General features: G+C 74.6%; 22 protein-coding genes and 1 tRNA gene. 10 read left to right on the forward strand and 13 right to left on the reverse strand.

Annotated elements, in window-relative coordinates:
- Positions 1-176 precede the first annotated feature (176 nt).
- The gene (locus ACQP2P_RS33315; protein WP_433607631.1) at positions 177-818 is read left to right on the forward strand and encodes a nucleotidyltransferase domain-containing protein; all 642 of its coding nucleotides are present in this window, start codon (positions 177-179) and stop codon (positions 816-818) included.
- 35 nt (positions 819-853) lie between these two features.
- Positions 854-949 (forward strand) — tRNA-Sec (locus ACQP2P_RS33320).
- Positions 950-1,104: 155 nt separating this feature from the next.
- Here the strand turns inward: ACQP2P_RS33320 and ACQP2P_RS33325 are convergent.
- The 3 genes from ACQP2P_RS33325 to ACQP2P_RS33335 all read right to left on the reverse strand — a co-directional run bounded on the left by ACQP2P_RS33325 (position 1,105) and on the right by ACQP2P_RS33335 (position 2,962).
- Positions 1,105-1,350, reverse strand: coding sequence for a hypothetical protein (locus tag ACQP2P_RS33325; RefSeq protein WP_433607633.1), 246 nt, complete (start codon positions 1,348-1,350; stop codon positions 1,105-1,107).
- Between the two features lie 387 nt (positions 1,351-1,737).
- On the reverse strand, positions 1,738-2,283 hold the full coding sequence (locus tag ACQP2P_RS33330) for a hypothetical protein (protein ID WP_433607635.1): 546 nt from the start codon (positions 2,281-2,283) through the stop codon (positions 1,738-1,740).
- Between the two features lie 454 nt (positions 2,284-2,737).
- The gene (locus ACQP2P_RS33335) at positions 2,738-2,962 is read right to left on the reverse strand and encodes a hypothetical protein (RefSeq protein WP_433607636.1); all 225 of its coding nucleotides are present in this window, start codon (positions 2,960-2,962) and stop codon (positions 2,738-2,740) included.
- 337 nt (positions 2,963-3,299) lie between these two features.
- On the opposite strand from ACQP2P_RS33335, the gene selA reads away from it, so the two are divergent.
- Together selA and selB are read left to right on the forward strand one after the other, a co-directional pair.
- The gene (selA, locus tag ACQP2P_RS33340; RefSeq protein ID WP_433607638.1) at positions 3,300-4,571 is read left to right on the forward strand and encodes an L-seryl-tRNA(Sec) selenium transferase; all 1,272 of its coding nucleotides are present in this window, start codon (positions 3,300-3,302) and stop codon (positions 4,569-4,571) included.
- A gap of 2 nt (positions 4,572-4,573) precedes the next feature.
- On the forward strand, positions 4,574-6,385 hold the full coding sequence (selB, locus tag ACQP2P_RS33345) for a selenocysteine-specific translation elongation factor (protein WP_433607640.1): 1,812 nt from the start codon (positions 4,574-4,576) through the stop codon (positions 6,383-6,385).
- A 51-nt stretch (positions 6,386-6,436) separates the two neighbouring features.
- Here the strand turns inward: selB and ACQP2P_RS33350 are convergent, their stop codons facing one another.
- The 3 genes from ACQP2P_RS33350 to ACQP2P_RS33360 form a co-directional block, all read right to left on the reverse strand.
- Positions 6,437-8,008: an MFS transporter gene (locus tag ACQP2P_RS33350; RefSeq protein ID WP_433607642.1), complete on the reverse strand. Its 1,572-nt coding sequence runs from the start codon at positions 8,006-8,008 to the stop codon at positions 6,437-6,439.
- Positions 8,009-8,176: 168 nt separating this feature from the next.
- Positions 8,177-8,740, reverse strand: a complete 564-nt coding sequence (locus ACQP2P_RS33355; RefSeq protein ID WP_433607644.1) for a Clp protease N-terminal domain-containing protein — start codon at positions 8,738-8,740, stop codon at positions 8,177-8,179.
- Positions 8,741-8,888: 148 nt separating this feature from the next.
- Positions 8,889-9,020, reverse strand: coding sequence for a hypothetical protein (locus ACQP2P_RS33360; protein WP_433607646.1), 132 nt, complete (start codon positions 9,018-9,020; stop codon positions 8,889-8,891).
- 279 nt (positions 9,021-9,299) lie between these two features.
- Between ACQP2P_RS33360 and ACQP2P_RS33365 the strand changes: the two genes are divergently transcribed.
- The gene (locus ACQP2P_RS33365) at positions 9,300-9,680 is read left to right on the forward strand and encodes a hypothetical protein (RefSeq protein ID WP_433607648.1); all 381 of its coding nucleotides are present in this window, start codon (positions 9,300-9,302) and stop codon (positions 9,678-9,680) included.
- Positions 9,681-9,744: 64 nt separating this feature from the next.
- Entirely contained in the window at positions 9,745-10,059 is a 315-nt protein-coding gene (locus tag ACQP2P_RS33370; protein WP_433607650.1) for a hypothetical protein, read from the forward strand.
- On the opposite strand, the gene ACQP2P_RS33375 is transcribed toward ACQP2P_RS33370, so the two are convergent.
- The 3 genes from ACQP2P_RS33375 to ACQP2P_RS33385 all read right to left on the reverse strand — a co-directional run bounded on the left by ACQP2P_RS33375 (position 10,025) and on the right by ACQP2P_RS33385 (position 13,496).
- Complete coding sequence (locus ACQP2P_RS33375; RefSeq protein WP_433607652.1) at positions 10,025-12,346, reverse strand: putative bifunctional diguanylate cyclase/phosphodiesterase; 2,322 nt, start codon at positions 12,344-12,346, stop codon at positions 10,025-10,027. The genes ACQP2P_RS33370 and ACQP2P_RS33375 overlap by 35 nt on opposite strands.
- 50 nt (positions 12,347-12,396) lie before the next feature.
- Complete coding sequence (locus ACQP2P_RS33380; RefSeq protein ID WP_433607654.1) at positions 12,397-12,693, reverse strand: hypothetical protein; 297 nt, start codon at positions 12,691-12,693, stop codon at positions 12,397-12,399.
- Positions 12,694-12,869: 176 nt separating this feature from the next.
- On the reverse strand, positions 12,870-13,496 hold the full coding sequence (locus ACQP2P_RS33385) for an FMN-dependent NADH-azoreductase (protein WP_433607656.1): 627 nt from the start codon (positions 13,494-13,496) through the stop codon (positions 12,870-12,872).
- A 96-nt stretch (positions 13,497-13,592) separates the two neighbouring features.
- On the opposite strand from ACQP2P_RS33385, the gene ACQP2P_RS33390 reads away from it, so the two are divergent.
- A complete protein-coding gene (locus ACQP2P_RS33390) occupies positions 13,593-14,054 on the forward strand; it encodes a MarR family winged helix-turn-helix transcriptional regulator (RefSeq protein WP_433607658.1) in 462 nt (153 codons plus the stop codon).
- Positions 14,055-14,097: 43 nt separating this feature from the next.
- Positions 14,098-14,574, forward strand: coding sequence for a hypothetical protein (locus ACQP2P_RS33395; protein ID WP_433607660.1), 477 nt, complete (start codon positions 14,098-14,100; stop codon positions 14,572-14,574).
- Here ACQP2P_RS33395 and ACQP2P_RS33400 read toward each other — a convergent pair.
- The 3 genes from ACQP2P_RS33400 to ACQP2P_RS33410 are packed head-to-tail and all read right to left on the reverse strand — an operon-like array spanning position 14,547 to position 20,734.
- Positions 14,547-17,342, reverse strand: a complete 2,796-nt coding sequence (locus ACQP2P_RS33400) for a hypothetical protein (RefSeq protein WP_433607662.1) — start codon at positions 17,340-17,342, stop codon at positions 14,547-14,549. The two genes, ACQP2P_RS33395 and ACQP2P_RS33400, sit on opposite strands and share 28 nt — an antisense overlap.
- Positions 17,339-20,125: a hypothetical protein gene (locus ACQP2P_RS33405; RefSeq protein ID WP_433607664.1), complete on the reverse strand. Its 2,787-nt coding sequence runs from the start codon at positions 20,123-20,125 to the stop codon at positions 17,339-17,341. Before ACQP2P_RS33405 ends, ACQP2P_RS33400 begins: the two co-directional genes overlap by 4 nt.
- Before the next feature lie 21 nt (positions 20,126-20,146).
- A complete protein-coding gene (locus ACQP2P_RS33410; protein WP_433607666.1) occupies positions 20,147-20,734 on the reverse strand; it encodes a class I SAM-dependent methyltransferase in 588 nt (195 codons plus the stop codon).
- Between the two features lie 111 nt (positions 20,735-20,845).
- Here ACQP2P_RS33410 and ACQP2P_RS33415 point away from each other — a divergent pair, with 111 nt between their 5' ends.
- Complete coding sequence (locus tag ACQP2P_RS33415; RefSeq protein ID WP_433607668.1) at positions 20,846-21,352, forward strand: GAF domain-containing protein; 507 nt, start codon at positions 20,846-20,848, stop codon at positions 21,350-21,352.
- On the opposite strand, the gene ACQP2P_RS33420 is transcribed toward ACQP2P_RS33415, so the two are convergent.
- On the reverse strand, positions 21,349-21,915 hold the full coding sequence (locus ACQP2P_RS33420; protein WP_433607670.1) for a CBS domain-containing protein: 567 nt from the start codon (positions 21,913-21,915) through the stop codon (positions 21,349-21,351). The two genes, ACQP2P_RS33415 and ACQP2P_RS33420, sit on opposite strands and share 4 nt — an antisense overlap.
- A gap of 273 nt (positions 21,916-22,188) precedes the next feature.
- Between ACQP2P_RS33420 and ACQP2P_RS33425 the strand changes: the two genes are divergently transcribed.
- On the forward strand, positions 22,189-23,235 hold the full coding sequence (locus tag ACQP2P_RS33425; RefSeq protein WP_433607672.1) for a 3-deoxy-7-phosphoheptulonate synthase: 1,047 nt from the start codon (positions 22,189-22,191) through the stop codon (positions 23,233-23,235).
- The last annotated feature ends 4 nt before the right edge of the window (positions 23,236-23,239 follow it).

Here is a 23,239-nt window from a genome sequence, read left to right on the forward strand (position 1 = left end):
AATCGATCAAGAGGCCTGCCCGGTGATTTACCGGCACTTCCGGACACAGCGCGATATAGGTGAATGTTCACCAATCGCCATGAGCGACATTCGAACCATAAGCCAAGGCATGGACAGCCAGCCGCGCCGCAATGCAAAATGCTACCTGGCTGATCGATATATGCCATCATTTGCAGGTGTACGACCAACCGCCCGCCGGTGGCATCCAGTTGTCAGCGGCCGAGATCGACGCCTTGCCCGCCAGGTGGTCCTCGTGCTGGACCCCGGCCGAGGTCGCGCACCACCTGGCCGGCACCGTCACGCCCTGGTGCGTGGCCGCGGGCTGGGCGCTGGACCTGTTCCTCGGCAGGCAGACACGCGAGCACGGGGATATCGAGATCGCGATCCCCGCCGCCGGCTTCCCCGAGGTCCGCGACCGCTTCGCCGGATACGTCTTCGACGCGGTGTCCAGCGGCCGAATCTGGCAGAACGCCACACCGGACGTGCTGGCGGCGACGCACCAGACCTGGCTGCGCGACCCGGCCACCGGCAACTACCTGCTCGACGTGTTCCGCGAGCCGCACGACGACGACACGTGGATCTGCCGACGCGACGAGAAGATCCGGCTGCCGTACCGTGACATCGTCCTGCACACCCGGGACGGCATCCCGTACCTCAGGCCCGAGCTGGTCCTGCTCTTCAAGGCCAAACACGCCCGCCCCAAGGACCAGTCGGACTTCGACGAGACCGTCCCGCACATGACCCCGGCCCAGCGCGGGGCCTTGGCCGAGCTGCTGTCCCGCGTGCATCCGGGACATCCGTGGCTCACGCGTCTCTGAGGCGTGGTGCCGCTCGGACGGCTACAGTGGGCGACGGAGGCGTGCGGGCGGCTGGTGCCCCTCCCAGTCTTCAAAACTGGTGTGGTCCGGAATCCGGGCCAGGCGGGTTCGATTCCCGTCCGTCTCCGCCAACCAGCTCTTGCATCATCAAGCCCCCGATGAACTCGCCAAATGGAGATCATCGGGGGCCGCTGACCGGCCTGGACACTCGTCTCACTCGATCTCACCGGCACCGGGGCGTGCTCACTGCGCGCGGCAAAGATCTTTATGGATCGTCCAGTTTCGACTATCCCTCGGAGCGGACCGGCGTCTTCTGGCTCAGTGCGCAGCGCCAGCCTTCGCCTGTCCGGACGTAGACCTCGGTGATCCATTCATCGGCGACGTAAGGGCTGCCCTCCCAGGTGCCGGCGCTGGTCTTACGCACCGTCAGAAACGATTGCGCCGCCGGCGTGCACCAGGTGACCGGGGTCATGCGGTCGTGCCGCAGCCGACCGGCGGCGATCCAACCGATGATGTCGGACTTGGCAGTCACCCGGTTTTGCAGATCGCGGCACCGGCAAATGCCGACACTCCATGTCCACTGTCCGGCGTACCTCCAAGAAACCGCCGGTATACAGCACCGAAGTACAGCAACCGACGCGGCCTAGCCAGACCGAACCAGGACGGCAGAGGCCACCTAGCAACGCACGGAGCCATGCCGATCAGTCCGGCGGGTAGTTCGCATCGAGGAGATCAGCAGCCCCAGCCCTGGGATCGCTGCGGGACAAACGGGCCACACTCCGTGCACAAGCCCGCACGATCGACCTCCCGGCCACGCATCGCCTGTCGGCACAAGGTGCTTGGCGTGTAGGAACCTATCGCCAGCCGTCCTGGAGCTAAGGGCTTCCGGGCTGGGCGCCCGTCGGAGATGCTTTGTGCGTTAAGCCGGCTCGCCGCCCGGGCCTGCCCCCCGATCTCGGTCTCGTTCCTCGTGAGGGTCATAAGGAACGTCTTCAGCATTTTTGACCCCGAGTTGGCGACGCACTGCAACAAACAGATCTCGCTGCGCTCGGGCTAGTCGCACACGCGGCTTCAGCCCTCCATACTCCGGATTGTCTTTGTGGGGATCTTCCTTCCCCTCACCGACCAACCGCACCGAGTAGGCATGATGTATGACCAGGCGAGCGGATTCCTGCACTTCGCCCGTTCCAAGGATGCGAATTTTTTGCATCAGCCCGCGCAGTCGTTGATGCTCGTCGTCTAGAGCCTGCGCATCTGCGCCAGGATCTACTGCGCGGTCATAACGCTCAGACAAATGACGTAGCCGTCGCGCGCTGTCCACAAACTCGGACACGACTGTATATAGCGACGCATCCCACCGAGTAGCGCGCGATTTGCGTTCCTTTACCGTTTCGTTGATGAAGGTGGGGAGAAAGCCGATCAAGGCGCCAACAATCACGGGCGCCAGCACTTTAAACCAGTCCACACCAAGAAAGCTAGCAGCCGAAGCCTCGACAGGGTTAGATACCTTCCCGTGGATAACGGCCATCCCATGAAGGAGAAGGCTCCAAGCCTGACCCACGGTGTGAGCCTCGGCCTAGGTTCAAAACCTCCGCGATCCTGCTTAAGGCATACGGCAGCGACAACGCCGATGGCTTCGCCGACCTGATCCGCGAGGCCGCGTCCACGAATGAAGCCGGGTTTGAAGCGGTCGCGGTACGCCTGGCCGAGCGCCGCGAATGTCCGGGCCGACGGACGATGCGATCATTCGATCTTGACCCACACGCAGGCTGCGGCGAATCCATGGCAACGGTGTCCGATGGGAGGCCGTTTCCGCAGGTAGTACGAGGTACGCCGTCCTGTCTTCAAACTGGTGTGGTCCGGAATCCGGGCCCGTCCGTCTCCGCCAACCGGCACCAGCCCGGCCGCCGCGTGCACGGTCACGTGTCCTCGCGACGGGGTGAGCCGGGCAGGGTGACCAGGCCCAGCCGTTCCAGGCGCGCCCAGATGCCCCCGCGCGTGCGGCCGAACTCCTTCACCAGGTCCTGCACCGGGGCGCCGTCCCGGTGCCGCCGTTTCAGGCGCTCGTCGTCGGCCTTGCTCCACGAGCGGTACGCGTTCGGGTAGCGCAGCCGGATCTTGTCGAAACCATGGCCCTTCGGCACAGCGAGTCCTCCTTGCGCGCAGGCGTGTCAGCCACGCCGACGTCTTGGCGTCGGCTGTGGATTCCGGATGACAACAGACGAGCCGTACTGCTACGCGCGCTGCTCCCCACCGAGCCGGCGGCACAGCCAGCAGCACGCCGCCGCCGTGCCCAGGAACCCGGCGGCCAGGGCCGTGACGTCGGCGCCCAACTCTCGTCGATGTCACATGCAGCATGCAGGCCGTCACCGAACCCGCGCCAGATTCGGTCGCGGCCTGTGGATAACTCCGCGCTGTAGCGTTGACTCGGCTACAAATGACGCGTTGACCAACGGAAACTTCCGGAAAGTGGGGGCTGACGTGGATCCGCGCAGGGCGGTGCCCAGGACCGACACGGTGCTCGATGACCCGCGCCTGGCCGGGTTCCCGCGCGACCGGGCCCGAGCGGTCGTGCGCGAGGAGCTCGAGCGCGTCCGCCGGGGTGAGCTCGAGGCGGCCGAGGTGGTCGGGGCGGCCGAGCGGCGACTGCGCCGCACGCACAGCATGCGGGCCGTGCTCAACGCGACCGGCGTGGTGCTGCACACCAACCTGGGGCGGGCCGCGCTGTCGCCGGGGGCGGTGCGGGCGATCGTCGACGCCGCCGGGCCCACCGACGTGGAGCTCGACCTGGAGACCGGCCGGCGGGCGCGGCGCGGGCGGGGGGCCCTGGACGCGCTGGCGGAGGCGGTTCCGGGAGCACAGGGCGTACACCTGCTGAACAACGGTGCCGCCGCGCTGGTGCTGGCGGCCACCGGGTTGGCGCAGGGACGCGAGATCGTCGTCAGCCGCGGCGAGCTCGTCGAGATCGGCGACGGGTTCCGGCTGCCGGATCTGCTCGTGTCGACGGGCGCGCGGCTGCGGGAGGTGGGCACGACCAACCGCACGTCGCTGGAGGACTATCGCGCGGCGCTGGGGCCGCAGACCGGTTTCATCCTCAAGGTTCACCCGTCGAACTTCTTCCAGCGCGGGTTCGTCGCATCGGTACCGGTCGACGCACTCGCAACCCTCGACGCCCCACTCGTCGTGGACATCGGCTCCGGGCTGCTACGGCCGGAGCCGCTGCTGCCCGAGGAGCCCGACGCCGCCTCGGTGCTGCGCGACGGGGCCGACCTGGTGACGGCCAGCGGGGACAAGCTGCTCGGCGGGCCGCAGGCGGGGCTGCTGCTCGGGCGGGCCGACCTGGTCGAACGGCTCCGGCGGCACCCGCTCGCCCGGGCGCTGCGCGTCGACAAGCTCACCCTCGCCGCGCTGGAGGCGACGCTGCTGGGGCCGGAGACGCCCACATGGCGCGGGCTGCGCGCGGACGTCGACCGGCTCCGGCAGCGGGCGGAGGCGGTCCAGCAGGAGCTCGGCGGCCTCGACGCCGAGGTCGTGGACTGTGTGGCGGTGGTGGGCGGCGGCGGGGCGCCCGCGGTCGAGCTGGCGTCGGCGGCGCTGGCGCTGCCGGCCGAGCTGGCGGGGCCGCTGCGGCTCGGTGACCCGCCCGTGCTCGGCCGGGTCGAGCGGGACCGCCTGCTGCTCGACCTGCGCTGCGTGCCCGAGTCGGAGGACAAGGTCGTGGCGGCGGCGGTGCTCCGAGCGGCGGGTCGCTGATCATGTGGGTCGTCGCCACCGCCGGGCACGTCGACCACGGCAAGTCCACGCTCGTGCGGGCGCTGACCGGGATGGAGCCCGACCGCTGGGCCGAGGAGCGCCGCCGCGGGATGACCATCGACCTCGGCTTCGCCTGGGCGCGGCTGCCGTCCGGGCAGACGGTCGCGTTCGTGGACGTGCCCGGGCACGAGCGGTTCGTGCCCAACATGCTCGCCGGCGTCGGGCCGGTGCCGGCCGCCATGCTCGTCGTCGCCGCCGACGAGGGGTGGAAGCCGCAGACGGCCGAGCATCTGGCGGCGCTGGAGGCGCTCGGCGTCCGGCACCTGCTCCTGGTCATCAGCCGCGCGGACCTCGCCGATCCCGGCCCGGCGACGCGGCAGGCCCTCGACCAACTGGCGGCCTCCGGCGCCGGCAAGGCGGTCGCGGGCACCGGAACCCACGAGCGCGGCACGGTCGAGGCGGGCGCGGGCACCGGAACCCACGCGCGCGGCACGGTCGAGGCGGTCGCGGTCAGTGCGGTCACCGGGGCCGGCCTCGACGAGCTGCGCGCCGCGCTGGATCGGCTCGGCTCCGCCCTCCCGCCGCCCGACCTCGACGCGCCCGTGCGGCTGTGGATCGACCGCGCGTTCACCATCCGCGGCAGCGGCACCGTGGTCACGGGCACCCTGGGGGCGGGGCGCCTGACCACGGACGCCGATCTGGAGCTGCATTCGGCGTCGGTACGGGTACGAGCCCTGCAGTCCCTCGGCTCCCCCGTGTCCACGGTGGACGCCGTGGCTCGCGTCGCCGTGAATCTGCGCGGCGTCGAGCGCACGGCGATCGCCCGCGGCGACGCGCTCGTCTCACCCGGCCGGTTCGTCTTCACCGACCTGATCGACGTGCGCGTCCACGGCGACCCGGTGGCCGAGCTGCCGGCCTCGGTCGTGCTCCACATCGGGTCGGCGGCGGTCGCGGCCCGGGTCCGCCCGATCGGTCCCGACACCGCCCGGCTGCGCCTGGCCCGGCTGCTGCCGTTGCGCCTGGGCGACCGGGCGCTGCTACGCGACCCGGGCCTGCACCGGGTGCCGGGTGGCGTGACGGTCCTGGATGTCGCCCCTCCCTCGCTCACCCGCCGCGGCGCCGCGGCCGCGCGCGCCCGGGAGCTGTCCACGATGGACGGCCGCGCCTCCCTCGCCGGCGAACTCCGGCGCCGCCGCATCGTCGACGCCGACACCCTGCTGCGGATGGGTGTTTCCGACCCGGGCAGCGGCTGGCTGATCGACCCGGACTACGAGTCCGAGCTGCGGGCCGGGTTGATCTCGGAGGTCCGGGCGTACGCCGAGCAGCACCCCGTCGAGCCGGATCCGCCGGTGGACGTCGTACGCCGCCGCCTGGGACTGCCCGACCGCTCCCTCGTGGAACGGCTCCTGTCGCCACCCCTGACGATTCGCGACGGCCGGATCGGCACCGGGGCGGGGCTGCCGGCGAAATTGGCCCGGGCCGTGGACGCCGTCCGCGCGGATCTGGCCGCGAACCCGTTCGCCGCCCCGGAGGCCGACCGCCTGACGTCGCTCGGGCTCGGCGCGAAGGAGCTCGGGGCCGCGGCGAAGGCGGGCCTGCTGCTGCGCATCGCGGACGGCATCGTACTGCTGCCGGACGGCCCGTCGACGGCCCTGGAGCGCCTCGCGACCCTGCCGCAGCCGTTCACGCTGAGCGAGGCGCGGCAGAGCCTGGGCACGACCCGGCGCGTGGCGGTGCCGCTGCTGGAGTTCCTGCACCGGCGGGGTGCCACGAGACGCACCGAGGACGGGAGGCACACCGTCATCGACAACTGAACGCCAGGCCTGAACGCCAGGTCTGCGATCACGTCCGGCGAGCGCGGTGCGTCACCGAGCGGCGTTCGCGGCGTCCTGGGCCGGGAAGTCGCGCAGCGTGCGGGCCTCGGTGGCCAGCAGGGGAAGGGGGGCGATGACGTAGAGGACGGCGAGCACCCACATGGCCGGCCGGATGCCCAGCGTCGAGGCCAGCAGGCCGGCGGTCGCCGCGCCGAACGGGATGGCGCCGAACACGAAGATCCGCGATGCCGCGGTGACCCGGCCGAGCAGGTGTGCGGGCACGAAGCTGCCACGGAACGTCATGGTCATCACGTTCGACATCGTGGCTCCGGCCAGCGCGAGGAAGGAGCCCGCCGCGAACAGCGTCAGGCGCCAGCCGTGACCGCCGAGCGGCAGCAACAGCACGAACGGGGCGGCCGCGACGTTCGCCGCCAGGTAGGTGCGGGCGCTGCCGAAGCGGCGGGACACGGGCGAGGCGAGTGCGGCCCCGAGGATGGCGCCGAGGCTGCCCACGCCGATCACCAGGCCCGCGGTACCCGGCGCGGTCCCCTCGGCACGGACCAGGAAGACGACGCGCAGGGCGGTGATGCCCAGCATCGCGAAGTTGGTCACCGCTGCCACCACGAGCATGGCCTGCAGCAGGCGCCCGCGCAGGATGAAGCCGATGCCCTCGGCGACCTGGCGCAGCATGCCCGGCCGGTCACCCGCGGACGCGCGCGGCTGACCACCCGAAGACGCACGCAGCCGACCACCCGAAGACGCGCGCAGCCGACCACGCACTGACGCACGCAGCAGACCACCCGCAGACGCACGCAGGTGACCGCGCACAGACGCACGCAGGCGACCATTCGAAGAAGCGCGCAGCCGACCACCCACGGACAGGAAAGGCTGATCGTCTCCGGGCGCGCGCGACTGATCACCCACAGACGCGGAAGGCTGACCACCCGCGGACGCGCGAGGCTGATCGCTCACAGACGCGCGAGGCTGACCACCCGCGGACGCGTGCGGCTGATCGCTGGCGAGCGGGCGCGGCTCCGGACCGGGCCGCAGGCCGAGCAGACAGGCCGCCGACACCAGGAAGGTGACGGCGTCGACCAGGACTCCGCTGACCGCGCCGGCCGCCTCGGCCAGCAGCCCGCCGAGGCCCGGGCCGACGACCAGTGCGACCGACGCGCTGGTCTGCAGCCGGGCGTTGCCCTCCATGAGGTCCCCGGCGCCGACGAGACTCGGCAGGAACGCGTTGAACGCCACGTTGGCGAAGACACCGGCGGCCCCGGCGAGCAGCGCGGCCACCACCAGCATCGTCGTGCTCAGCACGCCGGCCCAGGTCGCGAGCGGTACGGCGACGAGCACCGCCGCCGATGCGACGTCCGCGACCAGCAGCGTGCGGCGGCGCGGCCAGCGGTCGACCCAGACGCCGACCGGCAGCCCGATCAGCAGCCACGGCAACCAGGTGGCGGCGGTGAGCAGGGCGACCATGGCCGGACCGGCGTGCAGGGTCGAGACGGCCACCAGCGGGAGCGCCACCGTCGAGATCGCGGAGCCGACCGCGCTGGTGGACTGCCCGACCCACAGCAGGGCGAAGTTCCGCGTCCGCAGCAGCCCGCCGACGGGCCGCCTCATGGGCTGAGCGGCCGTTGCCTCACACCGTCGATCACCTGGGCAGCATCACACGACGGGCGCGGGACCGTCGATCGCATTAAGCAGCAGGAGCAAGGAGGAGCAAGGAGGAGCAGGAGCAGGAGCAGGAGCAGGAGCAGGAGCGGCAGGAGCAGGAGCAGGAGGTTGGGACTACGGGCCGCTCCAGATGCACAGGGCCAGCACCACGGCGATCGCGACGACGGCGATCGCGATCGTGTAGGCCGGGGGCAGTCCCGGCTGCTTGCCGCCCGTCAGGTTGGCCCGCGCCGCCTTCCAGTCGCGGCGGTCCCTCGCCGACGGGGTCTCCGCCGGCTTCTCCAGGTGCGTGCCCCCGGCCAGGCGAGTCAGCAGCTCGTCCACCGCCTCCCGCGTCGCGCCGCGCTCGGCGAGCCAGCCGGCGGCCGAGGAGGTGCGGACCAGGGAGGCCAGGAGGTGTTCGGTGCCGATGTGCTCGGCGCCCGACTCCAGGGCCACGCGCAACGACTGCTCCAGCACCGCCTTGGTCGCCGGGTCGAACGGGGTCTCCGTGCTGGACGGCGGCAGGTCGGCGGCGGGCCACGGGTCGGTCCAGATCGCGGCCGCGTTGCCGGCGCGGTGGGCGTGCAGGGCCTGGGCCAGGTCCATCGGGGAGATCGTGGTGCGGCCGTCGGCGGTGGCGAACGACGGCAGCCGGGCGATCACGGCGCGGGCATCGGTCGTGAAACGGGAGAACACGAAGGACCTCTCTACCTCAACCCGGAACCCCGGCGGCGGCACGGGCATCGGTCGTGCAACGGCAGAACACGCGAGACCTTTCTACCCCAGCCCGGCGCCGCGGCGGCAACCGGAGGCGCGCACGCTTCGGCCATGACGCGCGAGGTACTCACGCAATGGCGCCGGTGGTCGTCTGGGTGAACAAACAGCACGTCGTTGCGATCACGGTCATGAGCCGGGCCCAGGCGACCCGCAAGGCCGTGCGGCGCGCGGCGCAGACCCGGCCGGCGAGCGACCGCACCTCACGCACCTTCGCCGGCCGGACCCAGGCCGCGCTCCAGCAGCGGCTCGCCGCGATCGACGCGGGTGCCCGGGCCCGCGGCACCTACCGGGGCGGCGCCGTCCACGACGACGACACCTGGTCAAGCGTCACCCGAGCACCGTGCGCTACGACCCGACGCCGATGCGTGCTGCTGCGACCCGCCACCTTGTGCAGTGCGCCTCAGCCCGCCGCGCGTCGTGGCCGGACGGGTTCGGGAGGCCGCGCACTGCCGTCTACAACGATGGGAGGGCCGGCGGGATGCCTGCTGCGCCGGAACGGGTCGGCGTCGGGTTCGAGGGTTATTCGGCGGGCGAGGGCCCGCTGTCGTGGGGTCAGCTGGAGAACTGGTCCGCGATCGTGAAACAGGGCACGTGGCTACCGTTGGGCGGGCTGAAACCGCTGGCCCCCGGCACCACCGTCGACGACGTGGCCGGCGAGCTGCGATACCTCATGAGCCGCTACGAGCCGATGCGCACCCTGCTGCGGTTCGCGCCCGACGGCACGCCGACGCAGGTGGTGTACCGCAGCGGCGAGATCGACCTCGAGATCGTCGACGCGGGCGAGGCCGACGCCCAGCGCGTCGCCGAGGAGCTCTGCGACGCGTGGCGGGGCAAGCAGCTCGACTTCGCCACCGAGTGACCGCTGCGCATGGCGGTCGTGCGCCGCGACGGACTTCGCCGAGCTGCTCGCGCGGGCGCGGCGGGTGACGACGGCGGCGTACAAGTACGCGTACTTCCATCACGCCGGCATGCAGGCGCTCATCGACCGGTACGACGTCGAGCTCGGCTGCTACTGCAATGACCGCCGCGGCCCGTCCCGCGACGAGCCGATCGAGCCCGGCGAGTCCGCGTTGCGCTGGGTCGCGGCCCAGGACGCGCCGCCGTTCGAGCCGCTGTTCGTGCACGTGGACGATGTGCCGGGCACGCTGCGCCTGAGCCTCTACCTGGACGCGGCCCACCTCGAACCCAGGTCGGCCGAGGACATCATGCGGGAAATGGAGCGTCTGGCCGTACCGTAGCCACATCCAAGGCGTCCGCCGGAGCGATCGAGGCCAACGGGCCCGACGCCCCGAAGCGGTGCCCCTGGCCGTATCCGCAGCCGAGCGCGGCCATCGCCGAGGCCTGCTCGTCCGTCTCCACGCCCTCGGCCACCACCGTGACGCCCATCCCCGTGCAGATCTGCACGATCGAGCGGCAGATGGCCTCGCTGCGGCCCCCGCCGACGGTGAACGTGCGGTCGAGCTTGACCTCGTCGACGGGCATGGCGTGCAGCTGGGCGAGGGCGTTGTATCCGGTGCCGAAGTCGTCGAGCGCGAAGCGCACCCCGAAGCGGCCCAGGCGGTGCACGGCCTGCGCGGCCTCGGCGAGGTCGGGCAGCGGCGCGGTCTCGGTCAGCTCCAGCACCAGCCGGTGCGGGGCGAGGCCGTGCCGCAGCACGGCCTCGCGCACGGTGTCCTCGTGCTCGGGGCGGCCCAGGCGCGCGGCCGAGGCGTTGACGTGCACGGCGAGCCCGGCCCACGGGCCGCGGAAGGCGGCGGCGTCGCGGCAGGCCCGGTCGAGCACGAAGTCGTCGACGAGCCGGATGAGGCCGATCTCCTCGGCGGTGGCGATGAACACGTCGGCCGGGACCGGGCCGAGGCTCGGGTGGGTCCAGCGGGCGAGCGCCTCGACGGCGACGACGGTGGCGTCGGCGAGCCGGACGATCGGCTGGTAGTGCACGTCGAGGCCGTGCCCGTCGCGCAGGGTGGCGGCGAGCGCCTCGGCCAGGTCCGAGCTGCCCCGGCCGTCCGGGAGGTCGACGCGGTACCGCACCAGCGTCCCCTTCCCCTGGCGCTTGCCCGCGTACATGGCGGCGTCGGCCCGGCGCAGCAGCGCGTCGGCGCTCGCCACGGTGCCGTGCTCGCCCGCCTGCACCAGCCCGACGCTCACGCCCACGGAGACGCTCTCGCCGTCGAGGTCGAAGGGCCGGCCGATGGCGTCCATGATGCGCTCGGCCGTCTCGCCGGGGTCGCCGCCGCCCTCGAGCAGCACCGCGAACTCGTCGCCGCCGACCCGGGCCACGGTGTCGGAGTCGCGCACGGCCGCCCGCAGCCGCCGGGCGGCGTGGCGCAGCAGCCGGTCCCCGGTGTGGTGGCCGAAGCGGTCGTTGACGGCCTTGAAGTCGTCGAGGTCGCAGAAGAGCACGGCCAGCGGGCGGCCGTCGCGGTGGTGCAGGGCCAGCGCGTGCTCGAGCCGGTCGTGGAACAGCACCCGGTTCGACAGGCCGGTGAGCGCGTCGTGGAAGGCCTGGTACGTCAGCCTCGCCTGGCTGTCGGAGACCCGGTCGAGCAGCATCGCGTTCTCGATGAGCGTCACCGCCTGGCGGATGATGAGCAGCGAGATGACCGCGGTCTCCACGGCGATCTCGACGCCGTCCATGCTGATGCCGCGCACGAGCTGGACGATGAGCAGCACACCGGTGCCGGCGACGGGGACGTAGGGCAGCATGAGGTGGGCCCAGCGGGCGTGCCGGGCGGCCGGGCGGGCCGTGTCCGGGCGGGCCTCGGTGAGCGCGGCGACGGCGACGAGGGCCATGCCGGCGACGAACCCGGCGTCGGCCAGCGGCGGCATGCTGTCGGCACCCTTGGAGACGAGGTAGGCGAAGACGCTGTCGGAGACGGCCAGGCTCAGCAGCCCGGCGCCGAGGATCGTCAGCTGGCCGCGGCCGGCCGGCGCGGACGCGGCCAGCAGCAGGATGACGATGACGGTCAGCACGAGGTCGGTGACCGGGTAGGCGATGGCGACGGAGTACGCGAACGGGGTCGCCGCGCCCGCGCGCGCCACCGAGCCGAGCGTGGTCGCCCAGGTGAGCACGAAGAGCGCGCCGACCACGATGAGCCCGTCGAGCACCATCACCAGCTGGCCGGGGCGCCGCCGCGGGGCGTCGGCGGGCGGGCGGGCGGCCGCGAGCGAGACGACGGCCGGCAGCGCGAAGACGGGCAGGGTCAGGTAGCCGGCGTCGGCGAGCGACGGCGAGGGCAGGGCATTGTCGCCGAACAGCTGGTAGAAGCTCCAGATGAACTGGCCGATGGTCCAGCCGCAGGCGGCCGCGCCCATCCAGAGCCGCCAGCGCCGCTGGGCGCCGGTGTGCCGGCGCGCGCCGAGCCAGCAGGCGAGGGTCGCCGCGAGCCCGGCGCCGAACTGGCCGAGGTCGTCGACGAACTGCGACCACCACGGCGAGAGCAGGCCCGAGCCGCCCAGCCCGACGACGACGGCCACCGAGGCGGCCGCGACGAGCAGCGGCTTCGACGCAGGTCCGCGCGGCAACTGAATCCATCCTCACCCGACGTGATCAGGACGGTACGCGCGATACCGTATCAGCCACGCAGCTCGATGGCTTCGGCGGCGGCCAGGAACTCCTCGCGTGTCAGCGTCCGGGCACCGCCCTGACGGAACCGGACCGTCAGCGCGAGGTCGTTGCCGGCGAGGCGCTGGTCGACCTCCAGCACGGAGGGGCTCTCGTAGAAGTAGCGCTCCGGCGCGTCCAGCCGCCGGATGCGCTCCCAGCGCGCCTGGGCCCGGACCAGCACGTTCTGCACGATGTCCTCGGCCAGGTCGGCGTCCCAGGTGACGACCGACGCGTAGCGCACCAGCGCCGCGAGCCGGGCCGTCACGAACTCCTCGAACGTCGAGGCACCTCAACGCATCGGCGCGGGCGGAACGACTACACGGCTCACACACTTTTCTATCCCGCCGCCTGGACGTGCGCGAGACGGGCGTCCGCGGCAGCGGCAGCGGTCAGGGGGCGATCGCCGCCGGCCGGGCCCGGGCCGGACCCGGCCGGGCCGCGTCAGAAGTGCTTCGCGACCTCGACGACATCCGCCCGGGCACGGGCGCGGCGAACGTCGACGTCCGCGGCGGCCAGGTTGGGGCGGAACTGCACCGCCGCGATGTCCGTGATGCCGACCCAGCGCAGCCAGCCCTCGAAGAACGGGGCCTGATGGTCCGCGCCGAACGCCGGGCCGCGCCCGTCGCCGTAGACCGCGCTGGTGTAGATGACGGCGGCCTTGCGCCCGGTGACGAGGCCGCGGTACCCGAGCTCGCCGTCGAAGCCGAAGACCAGCCCGGGCTGGCTGACCACGTCGATGAACTGCTTCAGGATGTACGGAACGCCGGCGTTCCACATCGGGACCGAGAACAGGTACCGGTCGGCGGCCGCGAACCGCTCGAAGGCAGCCCGGGCCCGGCGCCACGCCTCGGCGCCCGGGCCGGCGGGCTCCCGGCCCGCGAACACGTCCATCTTCGCGGCCGCGGCGGCGGGGCCGAACTCGGGCAGGGCGCCGTCCCACAGGTCCCACTCGCCGACCTCGTCGTCGGGGTGCCGCCGGCGGTACGTCTCCAGGAAGGTGCCCGCCAGCGCGAGCGACTCCGACCGCTCGCCCCGCGGCGACGCCGAGATGTGCAGCAGCTTGGACATGCCGTCCTCCTCATTCGTGTGCGTGCGCACGCACTTGCCGATGGGAGGAACGTAGCCAAAGTGCGTGCGCGCGCACAAGACTGCTACGGTGTGACCATGGACTCCACGGCGGCCTGGGCGGCGCTGCTGCGCGTGCACGCGGCGCTGACGCCCGTGCTCGACCAGGAGCTGCAGGCCGCGCACGGGCTGCCGCTGACGTGGTACGACGTGCTGCTCGAGCTCGACGCCGCCCCCGGCCGCCGGCTCACCATGTCCGCCCTGGGCGCCGCCGCGGTGGTCAGCCGCAGCCGGGTGAGCCGCGTCGTCGACGAGCTCGTGCGGGCGGGCCTGGTCGAGCGCGTCGCCAACCCGGACGACAAGCGCTCGGCCTTCGCCAAGCTCACCCCGGCCGGCCGCGCCCGGCTGAAGGCCGCCGCACCGACCTACCTGGCCGGCATCGAGCGCCACTTCACCGGCCGGATGACCCGCGCCGAGGCCCAGTCCGTGGCCGCCGCGCTGGGCAAGGTGCTGCGCGCGCACGACGCATCGACCGTCGTGCCACTCGGACGGGCCCGCTGACGAGTTCGTGCGCGGGGCGCCCCGCACGGTAGGGTCACGCCTCGTGATGCGCGTGCTGCCGCCCCTGCTCGTCATCGGCGGCCCGGCGGGGGCGGGCAAGAGCAGCATCGCCGGCGCCGTGGCCGAGCTGGTCGACGCCAAGGTGGTGGGCCTGGCCGACAGCGCCGGGCCGGACCAGCACAGCGTGGACCTGCCGTCGCTGCAGCAGCGCCTCGACGAGCACGACGAGGCCCCGCTCGTCGTCGTCGAGGGGGTGTACGCCCTGGCCCTGCCCCCGATCCGCTGGGCCGCGCGCTGGACCGTCTACGTGGACACGCCCCTGGACCTGAGCCTGGCCCGCCGCGCGCTGAGCCAGGACGACCCGCGCCCGGTGCTGCGCGCCTATCTCGGCGGCGGCCGCGAGGCCCACGCGCGGACCGTGGCGCCCGGCCGCCAGCTCGCCGACCTGGTGGTGGACGGCTCCGAGGGCCTGCCCGAGATCGCGGCCCGCATTCACGCCTTCATCCGCCGCCGCGCCTGACCCGTGGTGGTGAGGACCGCGACGACGGCCAGCACCGCCAGCGCCGCCGCCAGTGCCGAGGCGGGCGGGCCCAGCGGCGGCCAGCCGCGCAGCTGCGGCGGCGCGCCCGCGGCCCAGGCTGCCGCCGTCGCCGGCACCGCCGCCAACCCCGCGAACACCACCAGCAGCACGCCCGCGAGCGGCTCGACGGCGCGGGCGCGGCGGCCGGACAGCCCCTGGGCCCGCAGCGCCCGCAGATCACCCGACGAGCCCTCGACCGCCCCGCTCAGCAGCGCCGCGGCCGCGAGCACCACCGCCAGCACGCCCGCCACGAGGTAGAAGCGCAGGCCCAGGGCCGCGCCCTCCCCCGCCAGGGCGGCCCGTGCGCCGGCGATCGTGCGCCGCTCGTCCACCGTCACGCCCGCGGCCGCGATCGCGTCGGTCACCGACGCGGGCGCGTCCGCCGCGAGCCAGACCTCCGCCCCCGTCGCGGTGCTGTCCACGCTGAGCCGGTCCGCGTACTCGAGATCCACCAGCAACCCGCTCGTGCCCAGCCGCGGCAGGCGCGGGACGGTCGCGGCCACCTCGGCCGTCAGCGGGCGCTGGCGGTCGAAGACGGTCAGCCCGCCGTCCGGCGGCAGTGGTCCCGTCGAGACCACCGGGAGCGTGGCCGGGCCGTCGTCCGGGCGCAGCACGCCGGTGGCCGGGCCCGGGCCGGGCGGCACCCGCAGCAGCAGGTCGCCGCCCTGGGCCGTGGCCGTGCCGCCGGGCGGGGGCCGCCAGGCCGTGGACGGGGGGTCGTGCCAGGTCAGCTCCAGCGCCGGGCCCGCGTACGGCGCCAGGCGGAACGCCACCTGCAGCAGGACGCAGCCGCCGGCGCAGGCGGCCGGGGCCGTGTACGTGTGGCGGCCGGGCAGGACGGCGCCGAACTCGACCGTCGCGTTGGGGCGGCCGTCGAGCGGGGCGAGCACCGCCGAGAAGGCGTCGTCGGTGCGGTCGAGGCGGGTGACGTCGAGGTCGAGGCTGAGCGACGTTCCCCGCACCACCGTGCGCTCCCGCAGGCCGGACGGGTGCAGCCGCGCGGCGTGGCCGGGGCCGAAGCCCACGAACGGCGACGTGACGGCCAGGCCGCCCGGGAAGGGGACGACCGCCATGGCGTAGCGCCCGTCCGGGTCGGCGGCGCGCACGGCGTCGAGCAGCGCCCGGCGGCTCGGGGCGCCGACGGACAGTACCGTTGCCGCCCCCAACTCCCGCTCGGCCTGCTCCGCGCGGCGCCGCTCGGCCGTGGTGGTGGCCGCGGCCGCGAACGCCAGCGAGGACAGGGCGACCACCAGGACGGCGAGCAGGCGCGCCGACGACGGGCGGCGGGCCAGCCACAGCCCGGCCAGCGCGCCCGTGAGCCGCCCGCGGCGCAGGGCCGCGCGGCCCAGGACGGCCGCGAGGGCGGGCGCGGCGACGGCGGCCAGCAGCGCGGCGGCGAGCAGGACCAGGGCGGGCGCGAGGGCGGCCACCCCGCCGCTGGAGCCGCGGACCTGCACCGTCGCGACGGCCGCGGCCACGGCGGCGAACGCGGCCAGCCGGGCGCCCCACCGTCCACTTCGGACATCGATGCGGCGCAGCAGGGCGGTGACCGGGCCGGAGACGGTCCGGATGCCGGCCGCCAGCCCCGCCAGCAGCGCCCCGAGCACGGCCACGGCCGCGTAGAGCAACGCCCCCGGGGTGCCCCACCCGCCGATCGCGGTGAAGCCGGCCAGGGCGCCGAGCAGCATCGGCACCAGCGTCTCGCCCGTCGCCAGCCACCAGCGGCCGGGGCGGGACACGCCGCGCAGGGCGATCACGCCGTGCTCGAAGCGGCGGGCCCGGGTCGCGGCGGCCACGGCGAGGATGATGACCGCCCACGCGAGCACCAGCACCGGGGCGACGGCGAACGGCACCGTGCGGCGCACCTCGGCCCGGCGCTCGTCGATGCGGTCCAGCAGGCCGCCGAGGTCGGTGGTGAGCCGCGCGCCGCTGTTGGCGCGCCGCTGCGACGCCTCCACCCACTCGCGCAGCTCGCCGAGGTGGGGCACGCTGATCGCGCCCGGCGTCGGGTACGCGTCGAACGTCTGCAGGTCCGCCGGGCGCGCGAAGGTGGCCAGGGTGCGCCGGTCGACCGCGAAGGCCGGGCCGCCCGCGTCCGTCAGGGCGCCGCCGCCGCCCCAGTACGGGTCGGTGCCGTCGGCCGCGCGCACGATGCCGACGACGGTGAGCGGCGTGGCCGGGCCGGCCGCGAGGTAGCGGTTCTGCGTGGAGTCGAACATCGAGCCGGTCAGCGCGACCGCGTCGCCCGGGCGCAGGTGCAGCCGATCGGCCGCGCGCACGCCGAGCACCGCGTCACCGGTCCCCATCAGGCACCGCCCGGCGATGACGACCACGTGCTCGCAGAGGCCTTCGCGGTACACCACCCGGGACAGCTGCTCCGGGTCGGCCACCGGGACCTCGGCCGGCTGGGCGGCGAACTGCGAGGAGAAGACCGACGCGTAGCCGGGCGCGTCGAGCCAGCCCGAGCCGAGCCGCTCGAACGTGTTCGGCATCGTGCCGTCGTTGCCGGACTCCACGGTGCCGCTGACGAGGATGTCGCGCTCCCGGACGGAGGCCTGCGCGACCGCGGCGTCCACGATGCGCCGGTCGGTGCGCTCGACGTAGACGGGCGCGGCCACGGCCGCGACCGTCGCCAGCGCGGTCAGCAGCGCGACGGTCAGGGCCCGGCCGGGGCGCGAGCGCAGCATCCCGAGCACGAGCGCGGTCATCGGCGCCCCGCCCGCAGCAGCGCGACGGCGCCGAAGACCACCAGCGCGGCCAGCCCGGCGAGCAGCAGCGCCAGGGGCTGGATCGCGGGCGGCCGCACCGGCCACGGGTCCGTGAAGGCCCGCACGGGTGGAGGAGCCAGGGCCCGCAGCAGTACCGCCGACACGACGCCCAGCACCACCGCCACGAGCACGGGAGCCAGCGCGGCGCGCCGCTCGACCCGCGCCAGCAGCCCGCGCGGCACGCCCTGCCGGCGCAGGGCCGCCGTCTGCGCGTCGCGGTCGCGGCGGTCGACGGCGGCGACCACGAACGCGGCCACCGCGGCGAGCAGCAGCACGATCCCGGCCCCGGCCACGTCGCCGAGCGCGGCCACGGCCGGGGCGAGCCGGCCGGCCCGGTCCGTGGCCGCGGCGGCGCTGTCGCTGCCGGTGACGTCGAGGCCGGCCGCGCGCAGGCGCCCGATGACGGCGTCGCCGGCCCCCGCGGCCAGCCACACCTCGGGCCGCTCGGCGGACGGGACGGCGCCGACGGCCACGGCCGCGATCCGCGCCGCGTACTCCAGGTCGACGACGATGCCGGAGCCGCCGCCGCGCGGGACGAGGGCGGCCGGGCGGGGCGCCAGCGGTACCGTGACCCCGAAGACGCTCCCCGCGGGCTGGTCGTGGCGGTCGTTGTCCGCGGCGCCCCCGGCGGCCAGGGCGGGCAGCGGCACCGGGGCGTCGATGACGTACAACCGGCTGTCCACCGGCCGCCGGGTGCGCGCCTGCGCCTCGCCGATGCGCAGCACCCCGCCGGTCTGCGCGATCTGGATGCCGGCGCTCGCCTGGGCCACGGTGGTGCGCCAGCGGGCCGGGTCGGCGAAGACGTCCCCGGCGATGACGGTCGTGCCGCCCGCGCTGAGCTCGCGCAGCTCGACGGGGGCCTTGAGCGCGCCGCCGGCCTCGACCGCCTCCACGCGGCAGCCGCGCTCGCAGGCCGGGACGACGGCGGTGAGGGGCCCGGCCCCCGCCGACAGCGGCCCGAACTCGGCCACGGTCTGCTCGCCGGTGCCCTCGGCGGCCAGCAGGAACCGCACCCGGTCCCCGTCGCCGCTCGCGCGCAGGGTCAGGTCGGTGCCGGTGAACCGCAGCGGCGCGGGGGCGCCCGGGTGCAGCGCGGCACCGTCGACCCCGGCGACCGCGCGCAGGCGCGCGGCGTCGACGGCGACGACCGGCGAGGCGGCGGAGGCGCCGGTGACGACCACGGCCATCGCCTCGCGCCCGCCCGGGTCGGCGGCGCGGACGGCGGCGAGCAGCCGCTCCCGGGCGACCGGGGCGACGCGCAGGACCCGGTCGGCGCCCAGCTCCACCCGCGCCCGCCCGGCCCGGGCGGAGTCGCCGCCCTGCCAGTCCTGGGCGGCCAGCGCGAGCACGCAGGTGGCCGCGGCGAGCAGGGGAATGATGCGCAAGGCGGTGCGCCGGCGCCCCAGCGTCAGCCCCGCCAGCGCCCCGCTCAGCCGGCCCACGGCGAGGGCGTGGCGCCCGTAGAGGCCCGCGCCGGCCAGCAGCAGCCGGGTCCCGAGCACCCCGAGGCCGGCCGCGACGAGGATCGGGGCGACCTGCGCCAGCCCGAAGCCGGTGTCGCGGCGCACGTCGGCGGCGGGCGCGGCGACGAGCTGGAAGAGGGCCGCGGCGGCCAGGCCGAGCGCGCAGACCTCGGCGGTGGCGGCCGCGAGGGGGCGGCGCGGGCGCACGTCGCGCATGAGCTCGGTGACCCCGCCGCGGGTGGCACTCCAATCGGCGGCGGCGACGATGACGACCCCGGCCGCGAACAGCCGCGGCGACCAGATCGAGCCGAGCGCGAGCGGCGCCAGGCTCTGCCCGGCGCTCGCGGCCCGGATGCGCCAGCGGGGCAGGCCGCGCACGGCCAGCCGGGCGGCGTCGCCGCGGCGCTCCTGGGCGGCGTAGGCGGCCGCGACCGCGACGGCCAGGCCGCCGAAGAGCAGGATCTGCGCCTCGGCGAGGCCGATCCCGCGGCGCACCGATCGGCGGTCGGCGGCCACGGCGTCGGCGAGGGCGGCCGCGCCGGAGGTGACCTCGAGGCGGGCCGTCCGCAGCCGGTCGAGCACCGTGCGCAGCTCGGCGGCGTCGTCGAACGCCGCCGGCTCCAGCACCGCGTCGTAGGTGGCGGTGACGGTCGCCCCGGCCGCGGTGACCGTCGGCGCGGTGGTGTAGGCGGCCGCCCCGTCCTGGCCGGCCCAGAACCAGCCCGCCGGGTCCGCCGGGGCGTAGATGCCGACGACCTGCAGGGGCACGGGCGTCGCGGTCAGCCCGGTCTCGTGCACCAGCTTCGCGCCGACACCGGCGCCGAGCAGCCGGGCCAGCTCCTGCGGGAGCACCACCTCGCCGTCGGCGTGCACGCACCGGCCCTGCCTGAGCGTCAGGTTCGCGCACAGCCGCTCGGCGGAGCGCAGCTCGGCGCTCTGCCGCCGGACGCCGGCCGGGCCGACGAGGTCACCGGCGAGGCGCAGGCCGCCGGAGCGCTCGTCCACGGGCACGTGGACGAGGTCGCCCATCCGCCGCAGCGTGTCCTCCGGCCGGTCGCCGGGGGCCACGGTGCCGCGCACGTGCAGGGTGCGCTCGGCGACGGTGGCGGCCGCGACCCGGGCCCGCGCGGCGTCCTGCGCGGCGGTCCCGGCGACGCGGGCGGCGGCCCCGGCCGCGACCACGGTCACCGCCGCGAGCGCCAGCATCACCAGTGCCTGCACCCGCCGAGCCCGCAGCGCCCCGAACACCAGCCCCAGCATCGCCCAGACACTAGCGCCTCTTCAGCGCAGAACGGCCACCAGAAACTCCGACTCCGGCGTGAACGGGTGCAGCTGCCAGGTCGACAGCAGCACGTCCCGGGACAGTCCGGCGGCGGCCGCGTCGGCGAGGAAGTCCTCGAAGGCGTAGCCGCGCCCGGCGCCGAAGCCGACCACCACCCGCCCGCCCTCGCGCAGGTGCGCCTTGAACCGGCGCAGGATCTCCACCCGGGTCGAGGGCGCGACGAAGGCCATGACGTTGCCGGCGCAGACGACGGCGTCGAAGCCCGGCGCCGGCAGGTCGAGCTCGGCGAGGTCGCCGACCAGCCACGACGGGCCCGGGTGGTCCTGCTCGGCCACGGCCACCAGCTCGGGGTCGAGGTCGACGCCGACGACCTCGTGGCCGGCGGCGTGCAGGAACGCACCGACCCGCCCGGTGCCGCTGCCGGCGTCGAGGATCCGGGCCCGGCGGGGCACCATCGCGTCGATGAACCGCGCCTCCCCGGCCAGGTCCTCCCCCCTGGCGGCCAGGTCCCGGAAGCGCTGGACATACCAGCCGGTGTGCCCGGGCTCCTCGGCCTTGCGCCGCAGCCAGGCGTTCTCCTCAGCCACGCGGACATCCTCTCGTCGGTGGTCCTTCGTGCACGTTGCATTCTGCTCAACCGGGCTGCCGCGGCGCCGATGGGCACTCGTGCGGTCCGAACTCGACACCGGGGTCGTCCAGTGACCGAACACCTCAGCGACCTCGCCCGGCTGCGTGCGATCACGCGGTACGACCTCGACGACCCCGCGCTGCGCCACGCCCTCGGGGTCATCACGGCGGAGACGGCGCAGCGCCTGCCCGGCTCCCTCACCGCCGTGAACATCCTGCTCGACCGGGCGGTGCTGACCCTGGCCACGCACGGCGCGGCGCGCAGCATGACCGCCGCGGTCGGCGGGGCCCCCGCCGAGTGGTCCTTCTGCAGCCGGGTGGTCGTCGAGGGCCGGCCCCAGGTGATCGCCGACGTGGCCCTGGACACCGGCGGGGACGTCGACGGCCGCCGGCTCGCGGCGGCCGGCCTGCACTCCTACGCGGGGGTGCCGATCGCGACCGACGACGGGCACACCATCGGCACCCACTGCGCGCTGCACCGGCTGAGCGGGCAGTACGACGAGGGCACGGTCGCGGTGCTGGCGGCGGCCGGCGGCCGGATCAGGCACGAGCTGGACCAGGTGCTGACCGGCGGCTAACCCAGCAGGCTGACGACGTCGACCACGCCGTCGACCCGCTCGACCCGGCGGACGAACATCGGGATCGCGGCCTCGCGCCCGACCTGGCCGAGCAGGGTCACGACGCCGTCGGCGACCTCGGCCCGCACGCCGGTGCGCGCGCAGAGCCCGGCGACCTCGCGGCGGATCTCCTCGTCGCTGCGCAGGAAGACCTTGAGCAGGTCGCGGCGGGTCACCATGCCGAGCAGCCGGCCGGTCGCGTCGACCACGGGGAGGCGCTTGAGCCCGGCCGCCTCCATGACCCGGGCGGCCCCGGGCAGCGCGGCGGTGCCGGAGACCGTGATCGCCGGGGCGGTCATGAGCTCGCCGGCCGCGGTCGCGTGCCGCTTGGCGCCCGCGCGCTCGATCTTGGGCAGCAGATCGGCCGAGGACACCACGCCGATCACGCGGTCGGCGTCGTCGACGACCGGTACCGCGTTCACGCCGTGCGCCTCGAGCAGGTCCACGATCTGCTTGAACGGGGTGTCCTCGGTCACCGACACCGCCCCGAAGGTCATGACATCCGCGACATTCCACCGGCTCATGGCGGTCCTCCTTCGCATCTGAGCCGACCGTAGGCCGGGGCCGGACCGGGGCGGCAGGGCCGAAGGGCCCGCCCGTGCGGTACAGTGGCCGCGTGATGCTGGGTTATCGCGCGTTTACCGTGGCTCCGGGTGGAGCCGGCGGCTGTTCGCGCTGACCTAGTTCACCCGGAGCCAGCAAGGGCAGAGACGTCGTCGTCTCTGCCCTTCGTCGTGTCAGACGGCGGGCGCTGGGTGTCACCGGGCCCGCCTCCCTTGGAAGGAACCGAGACGGGCATGGAAACCAGCAATCTCCGCGTGACCGGCTACCGCCCGCTGTTCTCGCCGCGGGAGCTCACCGCCGAGTTACCGATGGACGACGAGCGGGCCGCGGTCGTGCAGCGCGGCCGCGACGCCGTGCACCGCATCGTGACCGGCGCCGACGACCGGCTCCTCGTGGTCGTCGGGCCCTGCTCGGTGCACGACCCCGTGGCGGCGGTGGACTACGCGCGGCGCCTGGCCGCCGCGGCCGGACGCCTGTCCGCCGATCTCGCCGTGGTCATGCGGGTGTACTTCGAGAAGCCCCGCACCACCGTCGGCTGGAAGGGCCTCATCAACGACCCCGGCCTGGACGAGACCTTCGACGTGCCCCGCGGCCTGCGCCTGGCCCGCGAGCTCCTGCTCGACGTGCTCGCGCTCGGCCTGCCCGTCGGGTGCGAGTTCCTGGAGCCGACCAGCCCGCAGTACATCGCCGACGCCGTCTCGTGGGGCGCGATCGGCGCCCGGACGCCGGAGAGCCAGGTGCACCGCCAGCTCGCGTCGGGCCTGTCGATGCCGGTCGGCTTCAAGAACGGCACCGACGGCGACGTGCAGGTGGCGATCGACGGGTGCCGGACCGCCGCGAGCCGGCACGTGTTCTTCGGCGTGGACGAGGACGGGCGGGCCGCGGTCGTGTCCACCGCCGGCAACCCCGACTGCCACATCATCCTGCGGGGCGCGCGGACCGGCCCGAACTACGGGCCGGGCGACGTCGCCGACGCGCTCGCCCGCCTGGAGAAGGCGCAGATGCCGCGCCGGCTCGTGGTGGACGCGAGCCACGGCAACAGCGGCAAGGACCACGTGCGGCAGGCGACGGTGACCCGGGAGGTCGCCGAGCAGGTGGCGGCCGGTCAGGACGGGATCGCCGGGGTGATGCTCGAGAGCTTCCTCGTCGCCGGGCGGCAGGATCTCGGGGGCGCGCTGACCTACGGCCAGAGCGTCACGGACGCGTGCATGTCCTGGGACACGACGGAGGCGCTGCTGGACGAGCTGGCCGCGGCCGTCCGCGCCCGCCGGGCCGGCTGAGCGC

The organism is Dactylosporangium sp. CA-139114 (assembly GCF_050955725.1).
Classification (GTDB): Bacteria; Actinomycetota; Actinomycetes; order Mycobacteriales; family Micromonosporaceae; genus Dactylosporangium.